The 20,160-nt window shown below is 66.3% G+C and carries 19 protein-coding genes and 3 tRNA genes; 17 read left to right on the top strand and 5 right to left on the bottom strand.

The genetic code is table 11. The features are described from left to right. The first annotated feature begins 100 nt into the window (after window positions 1-100). The 5 genes from dusB to AC5RWD_RS07845 all read left to right on the top strand — a co-directional run bounded on the left by dusB (window position 101) and on the right by AC5RWD_RS07845 (window position 5,023). Complete coding sequence (gene dusB / locus AC5RWD_RS07865) at window positions 101-1,282, top strand: tRNA dihydrouridine synthase DusB (RefSeq protein ID WP_494019474.1); 1,182 nt, start codon at window positions 101-103, stop codon at window positions 1,280-1,282. Further along, on the top strand, window positions 1,266-2,579 hold the full coding sequence (locus AC5RWD_RS07860) for a deoxyguanosinetriphosphate triphosphohydrolase (RefSeq protein ID WP_494019473.1): 1,314 nt from the start codon (window positions 1,266-1,268) through the stop codon (window positions 2,577-2,579). Before dusB ends, AC5RWD_RS07860 begins: the two co-directional genes overlap by 17 nt. A gap of 52 nt (window positions 2,580-2,631) precedes the next feature. Beyond that, on the top strand, window positions 2,632-4,653 hold the full coding sequence (gene dnaG, locus AC5RWD_RS07855; protein WP_494019472.1) for a DNA primase: 2,022 nt from the start codon (window positions 2,632-2,634) through the stop codon (window positions 4,651-4,653). Window positions 4,654-4,752: 99 nt separating this feature from the next. Then, window positions 4,753-4,825 (top strand) — tRNA-Asn (locus tag AC5RWD_RS07850). A 125-nt stretch (window positions 4,826-4,950) separates the two neighbouring features. Beyond that, window positions 4,951-5,023, top strand: a tRNA-Asn gene (locus tag AC5RWD_RS07845). A 109-nt stretch (window positions 5,024-5,132) separates the two neighbouring features. Here the strand turns inward: AC5RWD_RS07845 and AC5RWD_RS07840 are convergent. From AC5RWD_RS07840 to AC5RWD_RS07830, 3 genes are all read right to left on the bottom strand, one after another. After that, window positions 5,133-5,540: a hypothetical protein gene (locus tag AC5RWD_RS07840; RefSeq protein ID WP_076798221.1), complete on the bottom strand. Its 408-nt coding sequence runs from the start codon at window positions 5,538-5,540 to the stop codon at window positions 5,133-5,135. A gap of 96 nt (window positions 5,541-5,636) precedes the next feature. After that, on the bottom strand, window positions 5,637-5,816 hold the full coding sequence (locus AC5RWD_RS07835; protein ID WP_102970802.1) for a hypothetical protein: 180 nt from the start codon (window positions 5,814-5,816) through the stop codon (window positions 5,637-5,639). A 42-nt stretch (window positions 5,817-5,858) separates the two neighbouring features. After that, window positions 5,859-7,079: a multidrug effflux MFS transporter gene (locus AC5RWD_RS07830; RefSeq protein ID WP_494019471.1), complete on the bottom strand. Its 1,221-nt coding sequence runs from the start codon at window positions 7,077-7,079 to the stop codon at window positions 5,859-5,861. 180 nt (window positions 7,080-7,259) lie between these two features. Between AC5RWD_RS07830 and AC5RWD_RS07825 the strand changes: the two genes are divergently transcribed. From AC5RWD_RS07825 to AC5RWD_RS07800, 6 genes are all read left to right on the top strand, one after another. Next, window positions 7,260-8,141, top strand: a complete 882-nt coding sequence (locus AC5RWD_RS07825; RefSeq protein WP_494019470.1) for a phage holin family protein — start codon at window positions 7,260-7,262, stop codon at window positions 8,139-8,141. Window positions 8,142-8,196: 55 nt separating this feature from the next. Continuing rightward, entirely contained in the window at window positions 8,197-8,820 is a 624-nt protein-coding gene (locus tag AC5RWD_RS07820; protein WP_494019469.1) for a CDP-alcohol phosphatidyltransferase family protein, read from the top strand. Further along, window positions 8,820-9,728: a DMT family transporter gene (locus AC5RWD_RS07815; protein WP_494019468.1), complete on the top strand. Its 909-nt coding sequence runs from the start codon at window positions 8,820-8,822 to the stop codon at window positions 9,726-9,728. The genes AC5RWD_RS07820 and AC5RWD_RS07815 overlap by 1 nt, the downstream gene beginning before the upstream one ends. Window positions 9,729-9,835: 107 nt before the next feature. Then, complete coding sequence (locus tag AC5RWD_RS07810; protein WP_494019467.1) at window positions 9,836-11,032, top strand: glycosyltransferase; 1,197 nt, start codon at window positions 9,836-9,838, stop codon at window positions 11,030-11,032. Between the two features lie 162 nt (window positions 11,033-11,194). After that, window positions 11,195-11,268 (top strand) — tRNA-Ile (locus tag AC5RWD_RS07805). 137 nt (window positions 11,269-11,405) lie between these two features. After that, window positions 11,406-12,596, top strand: a complete 1,191-nt coding sequence (locus AC5RWD_RS07800; RefSeq protein ID WP_494019466.1) for an acyl-CoA dehydrogenase family protein — start codon at window positions 11,406-11,408, stop codon at window positions 12,594-12,596. A 73-nt stretch (window positions 12,597-12,669) separates the two neighbouring features. Here the strand turns inward: AC5RWD_RS07800 and AC5RWD_RS07795 are convergent, their stop codons facing one another. After that, a complete protein-coding gene (locus AC5RWD_RS07795; protein WP_494019465.1) occupies window positions 12,670-13,260 on the bottom strand; it encodes a M23 family metallopeptidase in 591 nt (196 codons plus the stop codon). A gap of 422 nt (window positions 13,261-13,682) precedes the next feature. Between AC5RWD_RS07795 and rpsB the strand changes: the two genes are divergently transcribed. The 6 genes from rpsB to AC5RWD_RS07765 all read left to right on the top strand — a co-directional run bounded on the left by rpsB (window position 13,683) and on the right by AC5RWD_RS07765 (window position 18,645). Beyond that, window positions 13,683-14,534, top strand: coding sequence for a 30S ribosomal protein S2 (gene rpsB / locus AC5RWD_RS07790; RefSeq protein WP_003805931.1), 852 nt, complete (start codon window positions 13,683-13,685; stop codon window positions 14,532-14,534). 126 nt (window positions 14,535-14,660) lie between these two features. Further along, on the top strand, window positions 14,661-15,497 hold the full coding sequence (gene tsf, locus AC5RWD_RS07785; protein WP_307100962.1) for a translation elongation factor Ts: 837 nt from the start codon (window positions 14,661-14,663) through the stop codon (window positions 15,495-15,497). Window positions 15,498-15,622: 125 nt separating this feature from the next. Then, window positions 15,623-16,360 carry a UMP kinase gene (pyrH, locus tag AC5RWD_RS07780; RefSeq protein WP_494019464.1) on the top strand — a complete coding sequence of 246 codons (738 nt, stop codon included), beginning with the start codon at window positions 15,623-15,625 and terminating at the stop codon, window positions 16,358-16,360. A gap of 98 nt (window positions 16,361-16,458) precedes the next feature. After that, complete coding sequence (frr, locus tag AC5RWD_RS07775; RefSeq protein ID WP_003805927.1) at window positions 16,459-17,016, top strand: ribosome recycling factor; 558 nt, start codon at window positions 16,459-16,461, stop codon at window positions 17,014-17,016. Beyond that, window positions 17,016-17,933 (top strand): phosphatidate cytidylyltransferase, encoded by a 918-nt coding sequence (locus AC5RWD_RS07770; protein ID WP_494019463.1) that lies wholly within the window; start codon window positions 17,016-17,018, stop codon window positions 17,931-17,933. Before frr ends, AC5RWD_RS07770 begins: the two co-directional genes overlap by 1 nt. A gap of 124 nt (window positions 17,934-18,057) precedes the next feature. Further along, the gene (locus AC5RWD_RS07765; RefSeq protein ID WP_494019462.1) at window positions 18,058-18,645 is read left to right on the top strand and encodes a DivIVA domain-containing protein; all 588 of its coding nucleotides are present in this window, start codon (window positions 18,058-18,060) and stop codon (window positions 18,643-18,645) included. Between the two features lie 42 nt (window positions 18,646-18,687). Here AC5RWD_RS07765 and AC5RWD_RS07760 read toward each other — a convergent pair whose 3' ends face one another. Continuing rightward, on the bottom strand, window positions 18,688-20,154 hold the full coding sequence (locus AC5RWD_RS07760) for a sodium/solute symporter (RefSeq protein ID WP_494019461.1): 1,467 nt from the start codon (window positions 20,152-20,154) through the stop codon (window positions 18,688-18,690). Between the last annotated feature and the right edge of the window lie 6 nt (window positions 20,155-20,160).

Genomic DNA, 20,160 nt, shown 5'->3' with positions numbered 1-20,160 from the left:
GGGAGTGGGTCCCGCCGTCGGTGTCCTGCCCCATTTCCTTGCTTCTCAGGGGAGCTGCCCGGCTTTGAGAGGATTTGCCCGGCTTTGAGACAATGGACGGGTGACTGTTGTAGCAACGCCTCCCGCCCCCCGGCTGGAACTTCCGCCGCTGAAACTCGGCCCCATCACCGTGGACACCCCGGTGGTGCTCGCCCCCATGGCCGGAATCACCAACACCGCCTTCCGCAGGCTCTGCCGTGAATACGGCGGCGGCATGTACGTGGCGGAGATGGTCACCTCCCGTGCGCTCGTGGAGCGCACGCCGGAATCGCTGCGCATTATCTCCCACGACGACGACGAGAAGGTCCGTTCCGTCCAGCTCTACGGCGTGGACCCCGTCACTGTGGGTGCGGCCGTTCGCATGCTGGTGGAGGAGGACCGGGCAGACCACATCGACCTCAACTTCGGCTGCCCCGTTCCCAAAGTCACCCGGCGCGGTGGAGGCTCGGCCCTGCCCTGGAAGATCGACCTTTTCACCTCCATCGTCCAGACCGCCGTCCGTGAGGCGTCCAAGGGCGGCATTCCCCTGACCATCAAGATGCGCAAGGGCATCGACGATGACCACCTGACGTACCTCGACGCCGGCCGGATCGCGCGCGATTCCGGTGTCGCCGCCGTCGCCCTTCACGGCCGCACGGCTGCGCAGTTCTACTCCGGACAGGCGGACTGGTCCGCCATCGCCCGCCTGCGCGAGGCGTTGCCGGACATACCGGTGCTGGGCAACGGCGACATCTGGTCTGCCGAGGATGCCGTCCGCATGGTCCGCGAAACCGGAGTCGACGGCGTCGTCATCGGCCGCGGCTGCCAGGGCCGGCCCTGGCTGTTCGGCGACCTGCAGGCGGCGTTCGAAGGCAGCGACCAACGGCACCGGCCCGGCCTCCGCGAGGTGGCTGAGGGCGTCTACCGGCACGCCGAACTCATGGTTGAAACCTTCGGCAACGACGAATACAAGGCGCTGCGCGAGATCCGCAAGCACATGGCCTGGTACTTCAAGGGCTACGTGGTGGGCGGGGAACTCCGGGCGAAACTGGCCACCGTGCCCACGCTCGAAGTGCTCCGCGAGCTGCTGGACGAGCTGGACATGGACCTGCCGTACCCCGGCGTCGATTCCGAAGGGCCCCGCGGGCGTGCCGGTTCACCCAAGAAGCCGGCCCTGCCCAAGGACTGGCTGCTGAGCCGCCAGCTGAACGAGGACCAGTCGCGCGACATCGCTGCGGCGGAACTGGATGTGTCCGGTGGCTGAAAGCCGGCTGGCGGAGGCCCGCACCGTGCCCCAGGCCCTGCCGGGCTACGAGGCCCACGATTCCGCCCGCTGGGTGGAGGAACCGCCCAAGAGCACGTACCGCTCCGACTTCGAACGCGACCGGGCCCGCGTGCTGCACTCCTCGGCCCTGCGCAGGCTCGGCGCCAAGACGCAGGTGGTTGCCCCGGATACCGACGACTTTGTCCGCACCCGGCTGACGCACAGCCTCGAGGTGGCCCAGGTGGGCCGGGAACTTGGCCGCGCCCTCGGCTGCGACCCCGACGTGGTGGACACCGCCTGCCTCAGCCACGACCTCGGGCACCCGCCATTCGGACACAACGGGGAATCGGCCCTCAACGAGATGGCCCACGCCATCGGCGGGTTCGAGGGCAACGCCCAGACCCTGCGCCTGCTCACGCGGCTCGAGCCGAAGGTCCTGGATCCCGAGGGCAGGCCGGCCGGCCTGAACCTCACCCGGGCCAGCCTTGACGCGGCCGCAAAATACCCGTGGTCCGCCCTGGACGCCCCCGTGATCCACGGTCAGCGCACCAGTAAATTCGGCGCCTACGAGGACGACCTGCCCATATTCAATTGGATCCGGGAAGGCGCCCCCGAACGGCGGTCCTGCCTCGAGGCGCAGGTCATGGACCTCGCGGACGACATCTCCTACTCGGTGCACGACGTCGAGGACGCGATCGTGGCCGGCCACTTCCAGCTGCGCTGGATGGACAACCCGGATCACCGCGCCCGCGTGGTGGGCTACGCCAAGCAGTGGTACCTGCCGCACAACGATCCTGCCGCCATCGACGCCGCCCTGGCGCGGCTGGAAGCCACCGACGTCTGGGTGCGCGAAGCGGACGGCAGCCGCAAGTCCATGGCGGCGCTGAAGGACATGACCAGCCAGCTCATTGGCCGCTTCTGCCAGAGCGCACTGGAAACCACCCGCGCGGTCTACGGTCCGGCGAACCTGACCCGGTACAACGCCGAGCTCATGGTTCCGGACGAGACCGTCATGGAGATTGCCGTGATGAAGGGCCTGGCCACCACCTTCGTGATGACCACGGACCACCGGCAGCCCATCTACGAACGCCAGCGCGAGGTGCTCCACGCCCTGGTTACGGCGCTGAACGCCTCCGGCGACCGCCACCTCGAGCCCATGTTCGCGGCGGACTGGCGGGAAGCTCCCGACGACGGTGCCCGGCTCCGCGTGGTCATCGACCAGGTGGCATCGCTGACGGACGGCTCGGCGCTGGCCATGTATGAACGGCTCGTGGGCAGCCTGCCGTCCCTGTGGTGATGAGCGCCATAGGCCGCTCACCGCTGTCCGTCCCCGGGACTAGGATTGCTTCGTGGCTGGGCTGATTAAACGCGAAGACATCGATGAAGTCCGCCAGCGCACGGACATCAAGGAAGTCGTCGACGGCTACGTCACGCTCAAGGGCGCCGGCCTCGGCTCCTACAAGGGCCTGTGCCCCTTCCACGACGAGCGTTCGCCGTCGTTCACCGTCCGCCCGCAGGTGGGCCGTTACCACTGCTTCGGCTGCGGCGAGGACGGCGACGTCATCTCCTTCGTGCAGAAGCTGGACCACACCTCCTTCCACGAGGCCGTGGAGAAGCTGGCCGCTCGGATCGGGTACGAGCTCCGCTACGAGGACGGCGGCACCGGACCCAGCCGCGAGGAAGTGGGCAAGCGGCAGCGGCTCCTCGACGCCCACAAAATCGCAGATGAGTTCTTCCGCGCCCAGCTGCTCACCGCCGGCGCCGCAGAGGGCCGGAAATTCCTGCAGCAGCGCGGCTTCGACCGGGCAGCGGCCGACCACTTCGGTGTCGGCTACGCGCCCCAGGGCTGGGACGCGCTGCTCAAACACCTGCGCGGCCGGGGTTTCACGGATGCCGAACTGAAGCTGACCGGGATGTTCTCGGAAGGCAACCGGGGCATCTACGACCGCTTCCGCGGCCGCCTGATCTGGCCCATCCGGGACATCGCCGGCGACACCATCGGCTTCGGCGCGCGCAAGCTGTACGAGGACGACCAGGGCCCCAAGTACCTCAACACCCCGGAAACCACCCTCTACAAGAAGTCCCAGGTGCTGTACGGGATCGACCTCGCCAAAAGGAACATTGCCAAGGACCGGCAGCTGGTGGTGGTGGAGGGCTACACGGACGTCATGGCCTGCCACCTGGCGGGCATTACGACCGCTGTGGCCACCTGCGGTACGGCGTTCGCTGCCGACCACATCAAGATTGCCCGCCGGTTGCTGTCCGACGACGGCACCGGGGGAGAGGTCATCTTCACCTTCGACGGCGACGCCGCCGGCCAGAAGGCGGCCCTGCGGGCCTTTGAAGAGGACCAGCGCTTCGTGGCCCAGACCTACGTGGCCGTTGAACCCACCGGGGCAGACCCCTGCGACCTGCGCCAGACGCGGGGAGATGCCGCCGTCCGCGAGCTGATCAGTTCGCGGCGCCCGCTTTTCGAATTTGCCATCCGCGCCACCCTGCGCCGGCACAACCTGGACACCGTGGAGGGGCGGGTGGCCGCATTGCGCGAGTCCGCCCCCGTCGTGGCCCAGATCCGCGACGCCGGGCTCCGGCCTGGCTATGCCCGGGAGCTGGCGGGGTGGCTGGGGATGCCCATTGAGGACGTCACGCGTGCCGTGGCGGCCGCCGCGAAGCGCGGCGCAGCGCAGGCGCCCGGGGCGCAGGGTCCGGGATCGCAAGGGACCGGAGCCCCCGCCGGGGCAGCTGGCCGGCCCGGCGGATCCGGACACAACCCAGCCGGAGCCGGATATAGCTCAGCCGGCTACAACCCAGCCGGCTACAACGCATCCCCGGGGAGCGGCCAGAACGCGCCCGGCGTAGCGGCGCTTCCGCCGTCGGGCGTTCTTCCGTCCTTCCATCGTCCTGACCCCCGGGACCCGGTGGCGTCCATGGAGCGGCAGGCCCTCGAAGTGGCGCTGCAGGAGCCGGCGATGCTGGGCGGGACGGCCTGGGAGCGGTTCGCGACCGCCCGGTTCGCCACGCCCGCCTACCAGGCCATCCACGACGCCATCCGCGCCACGGCTCCCGGCTTCTCGGGGGATGCGGTGCAGTGGGTTGAGGCGTTGCGGCAGGAGGTTCCCGAGCCCCTGCAGCCGCTGGTGTCGGAGCTCGCCGTGGTGCCGCTGCCAGCCCATACGGCCGAAGCGGTGCAGAAGTACTGCCGGGACATCCTCGCCCGGCTGTTTGAGCTGCAGATTACCCGTGTGAAGGCGGACAAACTGGGACAGCTGCAGCGCCTGGATGCCGCTGCCCACCCCGAGGAGTTCCAGCAGCTGAACCGGGAGCTCATGATGCTCGAGATGGAGCGCCGGTCGCTGCGTTCCGATGCCTAGCGTGGAGCAGCGACGGCCTTCAGGGCCGGGTCTCCGGAGACCGAAAGGCGCCGATTTCGTTTCCGGGCCGGGTGTTTGCTAGGCTAGTACCCGCTTCATTCCTCCTTAGCTCAATTGGCAGAGCATTCGACTGTTAATCGAAGGGTTGCTGGTTCAAGTCCAGCAGGAGGAGCGCACAGTCCCCGTTCCGGGTTCCGGAACGGGGACTTTTTTATACCCCGGAGGGGTATTTGAGCCCAGTGTTGGCGCCGATTTCGCATTGCGGCGGAACGTTTGCTAATGTCATACCTGCTTCATTCCTCCTTAGCTCAATTGGCAGAGCATTCGACTGTTAATCGAAGGGTTGCTGGTTCAAGTCCAGCAGGAGGAGCGCACAGTCCCGCGGGTGGCTCCAGAGCCGGCCGCGGGACTTTTTTTGTGCCGTCAGTTCTGTGCCACGTTGTGAGCCAGCTGCGCCATGCTGTGCGCCCAGACGGGGGTCAGACGAAATCCATCTCCACCTGGAGGAAACGTTCGGCCTCGGCGATGGCGGCTTCAAACGCCTCCCGCTCTGTGGGGGATTTCCGAGGTTCGCGGGGGTGCCACTCGTGGGGCGAGGAATGCACGCGCGTGAAGCCGCCATCGGGCGGGGCATAAAAGATGCCGAACCGCTGTACGGGCCATTCGGGAGAGGTCTCGGGGGCCACTAGCAGGGCAGCATTGAACGCGGGGTTGAACCACTGGGCAATGGGCCGGCGACGGTCCTCAGTGAATAGTCCCGCCGCATAGAGCGCTGCCGACTGCGCACTGGTCTGGGTGCACAGCCGGTCCCACCACAACGGCAGAATGCCGGAGTCGCACCGCTGCCACGTGGCCGGAAGTGGAGGATGATCCTGCCAGTGGGGCACGTAACAACTTTATCGCGCAGGTACCCCAGCGAACAGATGGCCCGGCGCCGATCGCCTCCTGTCCGGAGGCATGGCGTGGCCCAGGGGAGCGGCGGGTCAGGGCCTGTTCCAGGGCCCCGGATTGACGCGGTACAGCAGTGCAGAACCGACGACGGCGCCCACCAGGATGCCCAGCGCCGCGTTGCCCATCATCCTGCCGGCGAAGAAGCCGGCTACCGCGCCGAGGATGGCTCCGAGGAACAGTCCCCGGCCGTTGCGGTGGGGTTTGCGGGTCATGGTGCCAGCCTACCGGCAGCGCCGGCCGCAGCCGCCGGGGACTCAGTGGATGGAGGGCACCGTACGGGGCCGGACCACGAGCCACAGGGCGGCCGCCGCGAGGAAGATGCAGCAGGCCTGCACCGCGCCCATGGGAGTGGCGGAATTACCTCCCAGCCACCCCACGACCGGGGAAATGATGCCCGCCATCAGGAACGTGGACGCGCCCAGCAGGGACGCGGCCGTGCCGGCCTGTGCGCCGTGGCTGGCCAGCGCCAGGACCTGCACGCAGGGGAAGGTGAACCCGGTGCCCAGGATGTAGAACCACAGCGGCACCATGACGCCCCAGAGGCCCAGCCCCAGCTGGTCGAACACCACGATCAGCACGGCCATCAGGAACATCCATGCGGTGGAGCAGGCCAGGATCCACTGCGGCGGGACCCGCTTGATCAGCCGGGAACTTGTCTGGACCCCCGCAACGATGCCCAGCGAGTTGATGCCGAAGAGCAGGCCGTACTGCTGGGGTGAGAACCCGAAGACGTCCTGGAACAGGAACGGGGAAGCCGAAAGGTAGGTAAACAGGCCACCGAAGTTCATTCCGCCCAGCATCAGCAAGCCCACGAAGATGCGGTCGGAGAAGAGCACGCCGTACCGCTGCCGTGCCGTCAGGCCAGACAGTCCCCGCTTTTCCCGAGGCAGCGTCTCCCGGACAAGCACGATGGCGGCAAGGATCACCGCCGTGCCGTAGCAGGCCAGGAACACGAAGATGCCCGGCCACGGCATGACCAGGAGCAGCTGGGACCCAATGACGGGCGCCAGGATGGGCGCGAGCCCGTTGACCAGTGCCATCCGGGAAAACATCCGGACCATGGCGTACCCGCTGAACAGGTCGCGCACCATGGCCATCGCCACCACGCCCCCGCCGGCAGCGCCGATGCCCATCAGGACCCGGAAGATGCCCAAGGTGGCGATGTCGGTGGAGAGCGCCGCTCCCAGCGAGGCGGCGATGTGCACGGCGGTCGCCAGGATCAGCGGGAGCCGGCGTCCGAACTTGTCGCTGAATGGTCCAACCACCAGCTGGCCCAGGGCAAAGCCGACAGTGGTGCCGGTCAGGGTCAGCTGGACGGCAGCCTCCGAGACGTTGAGGCTCGCTTCAAGGGCGGGGAACGCCGGCAGGTAGAGGTCCACGGTGAAAGGCCCGAGGGCGGTGAGGGCGCCGAGGAGAAGGATGTAAAGGAATTTCTGCCGGCGGCTGAGCGCATCGCCGGGGTTGGTGGTGGTCACAGAGAACCCTCCTAGGGCTGAAAGATCAGACTTTTACAGCGTTGGAGGGCTCGCCGGGGCTAATTCCAGAAGTTCCGGCTGAGCCTGAATGATAGTTTTGTCAGCGGGGGCGCCCGGGCGCACCGGAAACCCCCGAAGCAGCGAAGAAGAATCGACGACAGAATCAGTTAGGCGGAACCTATGAGCGGGCGTCACACCGGGCGGGCCAACCAAGGACTGCGTATCACTGCGCTGCCAAAAACCTTGCGCCTCGCCATCAAACTGGCGCCACGCCAGCTCAACGATGAGATCGCGCTGGCCAAGATCGAAGCAAAGCGCAAAGGCAAGCAGCTCGGCGTTGCCGGCGCCTTCTTCGGGGTGGCCGCCGTCTTCCTGGCCCTGCTCATCACCGGGCTGATCGTTGCGGCCATCATGGGCCTCGCCACCATCATGCCGGCCTGGCTGGCGGCCCTGCTGGTCAGCGCGGTTTTCCTGCTCATTGCCCTGATTGGCGGGCTCATCGGCCTCCGGAAGTTCAAGCAGGTCATGCCGCTGATTCCCGAGGACACGGTCCGGGGCCTCAAGCACGACCTTGGCATCGCTAAGGAGGGCTCTGACTTCGACGCCGCCGTGCTCGATCCCAACTCGCCCCAGGCCAAGGCCGCCGCGGAGGCAAAGGCCGCCGAGAAGGCCAGGGAGAAAGCGGACAAGGAAGCCAAGAAGGCCGCCGAGACCGTGGACGTTCCTGTGCCCACCGAGCCTGAACTCCGCCGCCGGCTGAAGCAGCGCCGTGAACACCTGACCGGTGTGCGGGATGAGCTTGGCGAGGAACTGGACGTCAAGACCCAGGCCCAGGTTCTCCTCGGCGTCGCGAGGCACCGCGCTGCCGAAGGCAACGAGAAGTTCCAGGAGGCCCGCGGACGTGTGGCCGAACGCTTCGCCGCCGTCGCGGCGTCTGCCCGTTCCGGCGCTTCGGAGGCCTCGCTGCCCGGCCAGCTGGAGGCCCGGTGGAAGCCCCTGCTTGCCCTCGCAGCTTCCACCGCCGTCCTGCTCACCCTGCTGCGGAAACTCTTCAAGAGCTGAGCCTTGCCCTGAACGAAGACTGTACGAGGCCGCCGGCCGTGGAGAGGGAGGCCTGATGAGATTCATCGGCGCTGGTTCCCGCCCGGGCCAGCCGCATGTCGATCGCGACCTGGTCTTCACCGTCCCGAATTTCCTCACGGTGCTCCGCTTCATGGGCGTGCCCATCTTCATGTGGCTGGTGCTGGCCCAGAAAGAATACGGGCTGGCCGTGCTGGTGCTGGCCATCATGGGCAGCACCGACTGGGTGGATGGTTACGTCGCCCGGCGCTTCAACCAGACCTCCAAACTGGGGCGCGTCCTGGATCCCATCGCCGACCGGCTGGCCCTGATAGCCGTTGCGGTCACCCTGGTGATCGCCGGCGTCGTGCAGTGGTGGTACCTGGCGGCGCTGGTTGTTCCCGATGCCGTCCTGCTGGGCATGTCGCTGTTCTACTTCCGCGGACACCCGGACCTGCCCGTCAGCCTCGTGGGCAAGGCCCGCACCGGCCTGCTGCTGCTGGGAACTCCGCTTCTGGTGCTGTCCAGGACGCCCATTCCGTTCGCCGGGGCATGGTTCGTCGCGGCCTGGGTGGTCCTGGGGCTGGGGCTCGCCGGCCATTGGATTGCCGCGTACAACTATTTCTGGGCGATCCGGCGCAAAGGAAAAATGCAGGCGGCCGACGACGAGGGGAACGGCTGATGGTCTGGGTTGCGGTTTTGCTCGCGGTCATGGGCGCCTTTTTCCTCGCCTTTGGTGCCCAGCGCCAGGGCAGTGCCGTCAAGGCAGACACCGGCGGCCTGGCGCTGAGCTCCAACGGTTTTCTACGCCTTCTGCGGAACCCCCGGTGGGTCTTCGGCCTCCTCCTGCTCTGCATGGGTATGGCGATGAACGCCGTAGCGCTGGTCACGGCACCCCTCACCGTTGTGCAGCCCATCGGCGCCGTTGCCTTGGTGATCACCACCGTGGTCAACACCAAGGACCAGGGGCTGAGCATCAACCGCGCCACGGTGGTGGCAATCACCGCTTGCGTGACGGGATCGGCGCTGTTCGTCCTGCTGGCCGTCAACGTCACCCAGGAAAGTCACCACGTCACGCCTGAGGACGAACTCACCATTGTGCTGCTGCTTACCCTGGCGGTGGGCATTTTCGGCAGCCTGGCCGCCATGTTCAAGCACCGCATGAGCGCGTTCATCTACATCCTGGGGGCCGGCATCCTGTTTGGTTTCGTGGCCGTGCTGACGCGGATCATTGGAAAACACCTGCTGGATCCGAACGGCCTGTTCCTTCTCAACGTGCCGTGGTACTCGGTGGTGGCCATTGCCGCGGCCGGGGGACTGGGATCCTGGTTCGTCCAGAGCGCATACTCCGGCGGTCCGCCGGATCTGGTGATCGCCGGCCTCACGGTGGTCGATCCCATTGTGGGCATCGCGATCGGCATCACGATCCTTGGCGAGCTCCGCCCCGATGTCCACGCCGTCCTGGCAATTGCCATGGGTACGGCGGCAACCCTTGCTATCGTGGGGGTAATCGCCCTTTCACGACACCATCCCGAGGTCACCAAACGCAAGAAGGACGTTCGGAAGGCCACGGGCAGGGCGTCCCACTAGCCGATTTTTACTGCGGACCAGGCAAGAATGTACCGGTGCATCACGTGCCGGCACCGGCCAGTGTGGTCAGCCGCAGCCGACCACCATGACCACCAGGAGCTTTCTACGTGACCATGCCCGACGCCCAACGTCCACTGACCATCCTCATCGCGGCGGACACGTATCCGCCCCACGTTAACGGAGCCGCCCAGTTCGGCTACCGGCTGGCCAAGGGCATGACGGCGCGCGGACACGACGTCCACGTGCTGGCCTGCCGGCCGGACAAGGGCAAGAGCTTTACCGAGTTCCGCACCGAAGGCACCGTCCACCGCCTCCGCTCGCACGGAGTTTTCACGCACGAGTACTTCCGTATTTGTTTCCCGTGGGAGATCAAAAAGGAAATAAGCCTGCTGTTCAACAGGGTCCAGCCGGACGTGGTGCACATCCAAAGCCACTACATGATCGGCGAGCACGTCCTGTATGAGGCTGCAAAGCGTGGCATCCGTATCGTCGCCACCAACCACTTCATGCCGGAGAACCTCAACCCGTTCCTGCCGTTCCCGCAGTGGTTCAAGGACATCATCGGGAAGATCTCGTGGCGGGACATGGGGAAGGTCATGGGCAAGGCGGACGTCGTCACCACCCCCACCCCGCTGGCCGCCAAGGCGATGCACCAGCATGCCTTCCTGCGCAAGGTGCTGCCGCTGTCCAACGGCATCGACTCCGCAGCGTACGAGCTCAAGCCCGGCGAGGTCATTGAGCCGCACGAACACCCCACCGTGCTGTTTGCCGGGCGGCTGGCTGAAGAGAAGCACGTTGACGTGCTGATCAAGGCGGTGGCCGACACCCCTGCCGACCTGAACGTGCATCTGGAAATCGTGGGCGGCGGCGAGGTACGCCCGGCGCTCGAGGCCTTGGTGGAACGGCTTGGACTGCAGGACCGGGTGAAGTTCCTGGGCCTGGCCAGCGATGACGAACTCCGCGAGGCCTATATCAGGGCCGACCTGTTCTGCATGCCCGGCACTGCCGAATTGCAGTCGCTGGTGACCCTGGAGGCCATGTCCGCATCCACACCTGTCCTGCTGGCGGACGCCATGGCCCTCCCGCACCTGGTTCGCGAAGGCGAAAACGGCTACCTGTTCACGCCGAATGACAGCGCGGACCTCGCGGAGAAAATGACCCGGATCTTCCGCCTGCCGGCCGAGCAACGCAAAGCCATGGGCAACGCCAGCCGGTGCATGGTGGAACCGCACAGCATCAAGGGGACCCTGCAGACGTTCGAGGACCTGTACTACGGGGCGAACTACGAGGACAAAGTCGTTTAGGGTTCGGGCCGTCTAAGTCCCAGGCCGGCATAGGGCCCCGCGGTGCCGGAAGTGGTCTGAAGCGCTTCGGCGGTTTGCTAGAGTGAATCTGCCCGCCGACGAAGGGCCCTTTCCGGGCCGGCGCCGGCCCGGGCGCACCTCCCGCATGCGGGGCTGGTGCATGGGGCTATAGCTCAGCTGGTTAGAGCGCGGGACTCATAATCCTAAGGTCCTCGGTTCAAGTCCGAGTAGCCCTACCTCCAGAGCCCTGGTCTGCGTATTCGCGGATCAGGGCTCTTTCCATTTTGCGCAGTGCTGGGATATGTTACTGACCAGTAACTATCCCGCCGCCGTGTTGTTCCATCGCGCACGCCGGCCAGTGTGAAGGAGCGCCATGTCCGCCGCTGCAACTGACATCAACCGACTGCCCTACGCCGACGGCGACTTCTTCGCCTTCGAGGAGCTCCTCAGTTCCAAGGAGCAGGACAGGCTGGCCGAGGTCCGTTCCTTCCTGGCCCGTGAAGTGAAGCCGATAGCGGTGGACTGCTGGAACCGCGGCGAATTTCCACTGGACCTGATTCCCAAGCTGGCCGAGCTCGACCTCGTCAGCCCGGTGCGGCGCCAGGGGTATTCCAATCTGTTCGCCGGCGTCGTGCACGCGGAAGTTACCCGCGCGGACACGTCCATCGCCACCTTCATGGGTGTGCACGACGGGCTCTTCACCGGCTCCATCGAAGCCCTGGCGTCCCGGGAGCAGCAGGAGGCCTGGCTGCCGGACATCTACTCGCTGCGCAAGATCGGGGCCTTCGGGCTGACGGAACCCCTGGGCGGTTCCGACGTCGCCGGCGGCACACGGACCACAGCCAGGCGCGACGGCGACCATTGGATCCTCAACGGCGCCAAGCGCTGGATCGGCAACGCAACATTCTCCGACTGGGTGGTGGTTTACGCGCGCGATGTGGCCGACAACCAGGTCAAGGCCTTCCTCGTGGACACGGCGCTGCCGGGGTTCAGCGCAACGAAGATCGAGAACAAGATTTCGCTGCGGACGGTGCAGAATGCCGACATCACCCTGGAGAATGTGGCGGTGCCGGAGTTCTTCAAGCTGGCCAACGCCAACAGCTTCCGCGACACCAACAAGGTCCTGAAGGTCACCCGCCTTGCCGTTGCCTGGCAGGCGGTGGGCCAGCAGTTGGCCGCCTTCGACGTGGCCCGGCGCTACGCCGTGGAGCGGCACCAGTTCGGGCGCCCGCTGGCCTCCTTCCAGCTGGTGCAGAGCCAGCTGGTCCAGATCCTGGGCAATGCGGTCAGCTCCATGGGCATGATGGTGCGGCTCTCCCGGCTCGAGGATGCCGGCGAGGCCAGGGATGAGCAGTCCGCCCTCGCCAAGGCTTTCACCACCGCGCGGATGCGGGAGAGCGTGGCCATGGGCCGCAGCCTCCTTGGCGGAAACGGCATCGTGACGGACTTCGAGATGGCCAAGATCTTCGCCGACGCGGAGGCGATCTACTCCTACGAGGGCACCCACGAAGTAAATACCCTGGTGGCCGGCCGGGCCATTACCGGGGTCTCCGCGATCGTCTAGCAGGCGATCGCCTGGCAGTCGTGACCGTCCTCAGGCGTGACCGTTCAGGAGGCGCGGGACCCTCTAGACATGATCATCCAAGCCGATTAAGCGGCAGCAGCACCGAGGGCCGCAGGTCCAGGATGAAAGACAGCGGATTCAGGTACTCCTCTCCGCGGCGCACACCCCAGTGCACGCACGGCGAGGGGCCGCAGTGGCCGGCCAGCAGCGTGCCCACCACGGCGCCCTTGGCCACGGAAGCGCCCTTCTTGAGCGTGCTCCGCACCGGTTCAAAGCTGCTGCGGAGGCCGTTGCCGTGGTCAATGGTGATGACTGGCCGGTCCACCACCACGCCCACAAAACTGACGGTTCCGGACTCCGGAGCGGTGACCGGACCGCCGACGGACTCTGGTCCCAGGTCCACGCCCCGGTGCCCGCTTAGCCAGGGCTTGTCCGGGGGATCAAACGGACGCAGGACCGCCGGCCGCGGCGCAAGCGGCCACCGCCAGCCCGCCGGCGCAGTAGCGGCGCCAGGCGACACGGCCGGGATGCCGGAGGGCGCGCCTGCAGTGGACTGCGCTCCTGCAGTGGACAGTACTGCTGGGGCGTAAGGTGCTGACCCAGCGGAAGGTGCGGCGGCCGCCGTCGTGAGCAGGAGCACCGCCGCCATCACCTGAGCTTTCATATCCCCAGCATGGGCGCCCGATCCGCCTGCCGGAACGCTGCCTTCGGCCTATGTGGAAAACGCCGCCGGGCGCTGCAGATTCGGTGCAGTTGCCGCGATCCGCTGTAGTACACTTGGTGGAGCAGTTTGCTGTGCCCTCAACGCATTCCATTTTCTGGGTAGCGTCAGCACGCCCCATTCAGGAGTGCGGGGGAGCAGCGGCTGACTACGCGTATCCAGCCCTCCACAACCGGTAAGCAGTTGCTTGCTGCTGCGGAGGATTGCGCCTCTTGCGGTCAGGCCCGGCAACGGTCCTGAGGAGAAGTGCAAAGGATGCCAGGAACCTGTGCCCGCCTGGGCAAGGCTAAATAACCGTCAACTATTGGCAGGGTAAGAGCGGCTGCGGCCGCTCTCATGAATGACCTGTCGGAAGGAGCGTCGGCATGCCCGTCGTAACCATGCGCCAGCTGCTTGACAGCGGCGTCCACTTTGGACACCAGACCCGCCGTTGGAACCCGAAGATGAAGCGCTTCATCTTCACCGAGCGCAACGGCATCTACATCATTGACCTCCAGCAGTCGCTGTCCTACATCGACCGCGCCTACGAGTTCGTCAAGGCCACCGTTGCCCACGGCGGCACTGTGCTCTTCGTCGGCACCAAGAAGCAGGCTCAGGAAGCCATCGCCGAGCAGGCCACCCGCGTTGGCCAGCCGTACGTCAACCAGCGTTGGCTCGGCGGTATGCTCACCAACTTCCAGACCGTTGCCAAGCGTATCCAGCGCATGAAGGAACTCGAAGAGATTGACTTCGACGACGTCGCCGGCTCCGCTTACACCAAGAAGGAACTGCTTCTTCTGCGCCGCGAGCTCACCAAGCTCGAGTCCAACCTCGGTGGTATCCGCAACCTGACCAAGGCACCGTCCGTGCTCTGGGTTGTTGACACCAAGAAGGAGCACCTGGCTGTTGACGAGGCCAAGAAGCTCAACATCCCGGTTGTGGCCATCCTGGACACCAACTGCGATCCGGACGAGGTCGACTTCCCGATCCCGGGCAACGACGACGCCATCCGCTCCGTGAACCTCCTGACCCGCGTTGTTGCTGACGCCGTTGCCGAGGGTTTGATCGCCCGCAACCAGCGCGCAACCGGCACCACCGAGACTCCGGAAGAGCCGCTGGCTGAGTGGGAGCGCGAGCTCCTCGAAGGCAGCAAGGCCGAGGAAGCTCCGGCTGCCGAGGCTGCTCCCGCCGCTGAGGAAGCCCCGGCTGAGGCCGAGGGCACCGACTCCGCGAAGTAACAACTTCATCGGGATTTCCGGGCACTGTCACCAGCGCCCGGGCAACTGACAGGATGGCCGCTCACTCAGTGAGCTGCCGTCCTGTCGGTCCGTACACACAAAAATTTTCTAGACAGAGGGGTTCACATGGCGAACTACACTGCCGCTGATATCAAGGCTCTGCGCGAGCGCACCGGCGCCGGCATGATGGATGTCAAGAAGGCTCTCGACGAAGCCAACGGCGACGCCGAGAAGGCGATCGAGATCATCCGCATCAAGGGCCTGAAGGGCGCCACCAAGCGCGAAGGCCGCTCCACCGCTGAAGGCCTGGTTGCTGCCAAGGTCGAGGGCGGCGTCGGCGTAATGATCGAGGTCAACTGCGAGACCGACTTCGTCGCCAAGGCTGACAAGTTCATCCAGCTGGCTGACAAGGTCCTGGCCATCGCCGTCGAGTCCGGCGCTGCCGACCTCGAGACCCTGCTCGCCACCGATGTTGAGGGCAAGCCGCTGTCCGAGGTTGTTGTCGAAGAGGGCGCCATCCTCGGCGAAAAGGTTGTTGTCCGCCGCATCGCCCGTATCGAGGGTGCCACGGTTGACGCTTACCTGCACAAGACCTCGAAGGACCTCCCGGCCCAGGTCGGCGTCCTGTTCGCCGTTGACGGCGAAGGCGAAGCAGCTGCCACCGCAGCACACGACGTCGCCGTGCACATTGCGGCTATGGCCCCGAACTACCTCTCCCGCGAGGACGTTCCGGCGGACCTGGTCGAATCCGAGCGCCGCATCGCCGAGGAAACCGCAAAGGCCGAGGGCAAGCCCGAAGCTGCGATGACCAAGATCGTCGAAGGCCGCGTTACCGGCTTCTACAAGGGTGAGGTCCTGGTTGACCAGGCTTTCGCCAAGGACGCCAAGAAGTCTGTGGCGCAGGTCCTCGAAGAGGCCGGCGTCAAGGGAACCGCGTTCACGCGTTTCCGCGTCGGCTCCTAGTCTGACACGCAAGGGGGTGGCCACTTCGGTGGCCGCCCCTTTTGCATGCACCGGCCACATAAGAATGTGAGCGCTGGCCGGATGCGCGATAACCTAGCTCAGAGTTCACCAAACCGGAAGGCACCATGGAAGCCGTCAATACTCCCGTCCAGTCAGAGAAGAGCAGGCGCCGGGTTCTCCTGAAGCTGTCCGGTGAAGTCTTCGGCGGTGGCAAGCTGGGCGTCGACCCGGACACCGTCCGCGCGGTCGCCAAGCAGATCGCCGCAGCCGTTCCCGACGTCGAGGTGGCCATCGTGGTTGGCGGCGGCAACTTCTTCCGCGGCGCCGAACTGTCCCAGAGCGGCATGGACCGCTCGCGTGCCGACTACATGGGCATGCTGGGCACCGTCATGAACTGCCTCGCGCTGCAGGACTTCCTGGAGCAGGCCGGTGTTGAGACCCGCGTCCAGAGCGCCATCACCATGGGACAGGTGGCCGAGGCCTACATTCCGCGCCGGGCCATCCGCCACATGGAAAAGAACCGCGTGGTCATCTTCGGTGCCGGCGCAGGACTGCCGTACTTCTCCACGGACACCGTGGCTGCCCAGCGCGCACTCGAGGTGCACGCCGACATCGTGCTCATGGCCAAGAGCGGTGTTGACGGTGTGTACACCGCCGACCCCAAGAAGGACCCGACGGCGGAGAAGCTGGAAAACCTCAGCTACGACGACGCCCTGCGCCGCGACATCCGCGTCATGGACCAGACCGCGATGACCATGTGCAAGGACAATAAGCTCTCCATGGTGGTGTTCGGCATGGAAGGCGAAGGCAATGTCACACGCGCCATCCGCGGCGAAAAGCTGGGAACGCTGGTCACACCCTAGTTACAGCTAGGATATTTCTAGGACGGTTCCGCCCATTGGGCGGGACCAGGATTGTGAAATGCCCCGGTTAACCGGGAACCAATTTCTGAGGAGAGATCGTGATCGAAGAAACCTTGCTCGAAGCCGGGGACAAGATGGACAAGGCTGTTGAGGTAGCCAAGGAAGACTTCGCCTCGATCCGCACCGGCCGCGCCACCCCCGGCCTGTACAACAAGGTCATGGTGGAGTACTACGGAACCCCCACCCCGCTGCAGCAGCTGGCGTCCTTCGCGGTTCCCGACGCCCGCACCATCCTCATCACGCCCTACGACAAGACCGCCCTGCGCGACATCGAACGGGCGCTGAGCGATTCCGAGGTTGGGGCCAACCCGTCCAACGACGGCAACGTCATCCGCATCACCATCCCGGAGCTGACGAAGGAACGCCGCAAGGAGTACGTCAAGATCGTCAAGTCCAAGGGCGAGGACGCCAAGGTGTCCATCCGCAACATCCGGCGCAAGGCCAAGGAAACCCTGGACCGGCTCGTCAAGGATGGCGAAGCCGGCGAGGACGAGGGCGCGCGCGGTGAAAAGGAACTCGACGTGATCACCAAGCAGCACGTTGACGGAATCGACGAGCTCCTTAAGCGCAAGGAAGCTGAGCTGCTCGAGGTCTGATGGGCCAGGCACAGCAGGCCCCCGGTGCGCGGGCCCGAACCCGTCAGCCAAGGCCCAACCCCACCCCGGGAGCTGGGCGCAACCTGCCGGCCGCAATCACCGTGGGCCTGGCCATGCTCTTTGCAGTGCTCGGCGGCCTGATCTTCCTGCCGCTGGGCTTCGTGGCCGTGGTCACCACCTTTGCCGCCTTTGGCGTGTGGGAGGTCTTCCGCGCCCTCGAAACGAACGGCACCCGCCTGCCCATCGTGCCGGTCATGGTGGGCACGGTGGCCATGCCGTTCTCGGCCTACTTTGGCGGCCTGGAAAGCCTGCTGTTCGCAATGACCGCCAGCAGCGTGGCGGTGCTGCTCTGGAGGTCGGTGGAAAGCGCTACGGGCTCGGCCCGCAGCATTTTCGCCGGGGTGTTCACCCTCGCCTGGGTGCCCTTCCTGATCAGCTTTGCCGCACTGCCGCTGCACGTCGAAGGCGGCGCCTCCCCGGTGGGTCCCTGGCCCGGCGGCACAGTGCCGGAGGGCGCGTGGCAGATTGTCATCCTGCTGCTCCTGGTGGTTGCCAACGACACGTTCGGCTACCTCGTGGGCGCCCGGTTGGGCAAGCACCCCATGGCGCCGAAGATCAGCCCGAAGAAGTCCTGGGAGGGTTTTGCCGGATCCATCGCGGGCGCCGTGCTCGTCGGTGTCCTGGCCAGCATCTTCCTGCTGGACAAGCCCTGGTGGGTGGGGGTTGTGCTGGCGATTGGCATGGTCGCGGCGGCCACCGCAGGCGACCTCGCCGAATCGATGGTGAAACGCGAACTTGGCGTCAAGGACATGAGCAGCATCCTGCCGGGACACGGCGGGGTGATGGACCGGCTGGACTCGATCGTCTTCGCCTCCCCGGTGGCCTTCATGTTGTTTGTCCTGTTCTCCGGGGCGTGAGTATTCCGCGGCCCTACTTTCCCGCCAGGGCCTGGGTATCTCTGCCGGCGGCCTCCGACGCCCGGCTCTCCGCGCGCCCTAGAATAATGCGGTTACGACCCGCCGAAGAAGTACCGAAGGAAACATGGTGAGAGTGGACAGCAAGCGTCAGATTCCCGCGTCGTTCGAACGGGTGGCGCGGACCGACTACGGCTACAACGCCAAACAGGTGGACCAGTTCCTCCAGCAGGCCCGCGTATCACTGGAGACCCCTGAGGCTGCCGCCCACCCCATCAAAAGCGCTGACGTCCGGTCCGTCTCCTTCGACCCCGTGAAGGGCGGCTATTCGGCCACCGCCGTGGACGCCGCGCTGGACCGGCTTGAAGACGCCTTCGCCCGCCGTGAGCGGGACGATCTCATCGCCGAACGGGGCGAGGACGCCTGGCTCCGGCAGATCGGACAGCTTTCCGGAACGCTCCGCGGACGCCTGCACCGGCCCGACGGCGAGAGGTTCCGCCGCCCGGTCAAGAAGAAGGCACGCAGCTACAACACCAAAGACGTGGACGCCCTGTGCCGGGACCTGATCGGTTACCTGGAGCAGGACAAGCCGCTCAGCGTTGATAACGTGCGCCGGGCCGTCTTCCGGCCCGCCGTCGGCACGGACGGCTATGAGGAAACGCAGGTGGACGCCTTCCTTGACCGGGTGGTCGAGCTGATGGCCGCCATCGACTGACGGCCTGGCCGCTCAGCGGCGGCCCAGCGTTCGCCTGGCCGCTCAGCGTTCCGTGGCCAGCGGCCGCTCGGGCGTGTGCAGCCTGGTCATCACCCGCGTGGTGGTCCGCGGCACCCTGGAACTGGTGGCGCGCGATGCCAGGACCATCACGGTGAAGGCAGCCGGCACTGTCCAGGCCGCGGGCTGCGCTAGCCACGGCGGCGTTCCCGCCACACCGAGCACCGTCCCGGCCACCATGGCGCCGCCGCACAGGAGGCCGCCGGTCACCATGCCAGCGATGGCGCCGGCGTCGGTCAGGCCCCGCCACCAGATGCCGAGCAGCAGGACCGGGCAGATGGTTGACGCCGTGAAGGCGAAGACCAGGCCCACGCTGCCGGCGAGTGCCAGCGAGTCCGTCATGAGCGCCAGGCCCAGCGGAACGGTGATGGAGACCAGCGCCGCCACCCTGAAGCCGCGCACACTGCCGCCCAGGACGTCCTGGCTGATCACACCCGCCAGCGAGACGACGAGCCCCGACGTTGTGGACAGGAACGCGGCGAAGGCCCCTGCCACGACGAGGGCAGACAACAATTCGCCGGCCGGGCCCCCAACGAGGCGGCCCGGCAGCAGCAGCACCAGTGCATCCGCCGTTCCCGCCCTTGCCAGATCCGGGGCGAACAGCCTGCCGGCCAGGCCGTACGCCGTGGGAAAGAGGTAGAACACAGACAGCAGGCCCAGCACGATCAGCGTGGTCCGCCGCGCCGAGTGCCCGTCCGGGTTGGTGTAGAAGCGGACCAGGACGTGCGGCAGTCCCAGCGTTCCGAACAGCAGGGCAACGAGGAGAGAGATGCTCTGGTAGGGGCTGGCCGGGCCCGCCCCGCCCGGGTTCGTGGCAGCTGCCCCCGGCGCCGGCGAGCCGTGGTCTGCCAGCACCAGCAGGATGAAGATGAGGGGCACGGCAAGGGCCGTGAGTTTCAGCCAGTACTGGAAAGCCTGGACGAAAGTGATCGAACGCATGCCGCCGGCCACCACGGTGAGGCACACCACCACCACGACGGCGGTTGAGCCGGCCCAGGCCGGCAGGCCGGTAGTGGTCCGGATGGTCAGGGCGGCGCCGTGCAGCTGCGGGACGATGTAGAGCCAGCCCACAATGACCACGGCCAGGCTGGTGACGCGGCGTACGGACAATGAATCGAGCCTGGCCTCGGTGAAATCGGGGATGGTGTAGGCTCCGGAACGCCGCAGGGGCGCGGCCACGAACAACAGCAGCATCAGGTACCCGGCGGTATAGCCCACGGGATACCACAGGGCATCCGTGCCGGACAGCAGGATCAGGCCGGCCACGCCCAGGAAGCTGGCGGCGGACAGATACTCCCCGCCGATTGCCGACGCGTTCCACCACGGCGGCACGGTTCGGGAGGCGACATAGAAGTCGCCGGTGGTGCGGGAGATCCGCAGCCCGTAGAAGCCGATCACCGCCGTCGCCACGGAAACGGCCGCTACCGCCGCGATGCCCACTGCCGGATTCACCGGTGC

Source organism: Arthrobacter sp. CMU6 (assembly GCF_059090205.1).
The sequence above is the reverse complement of the archived record's forward strand: the minus strand, read 5'-3'. Positions and strand labels throughout refer to the sequence as shown.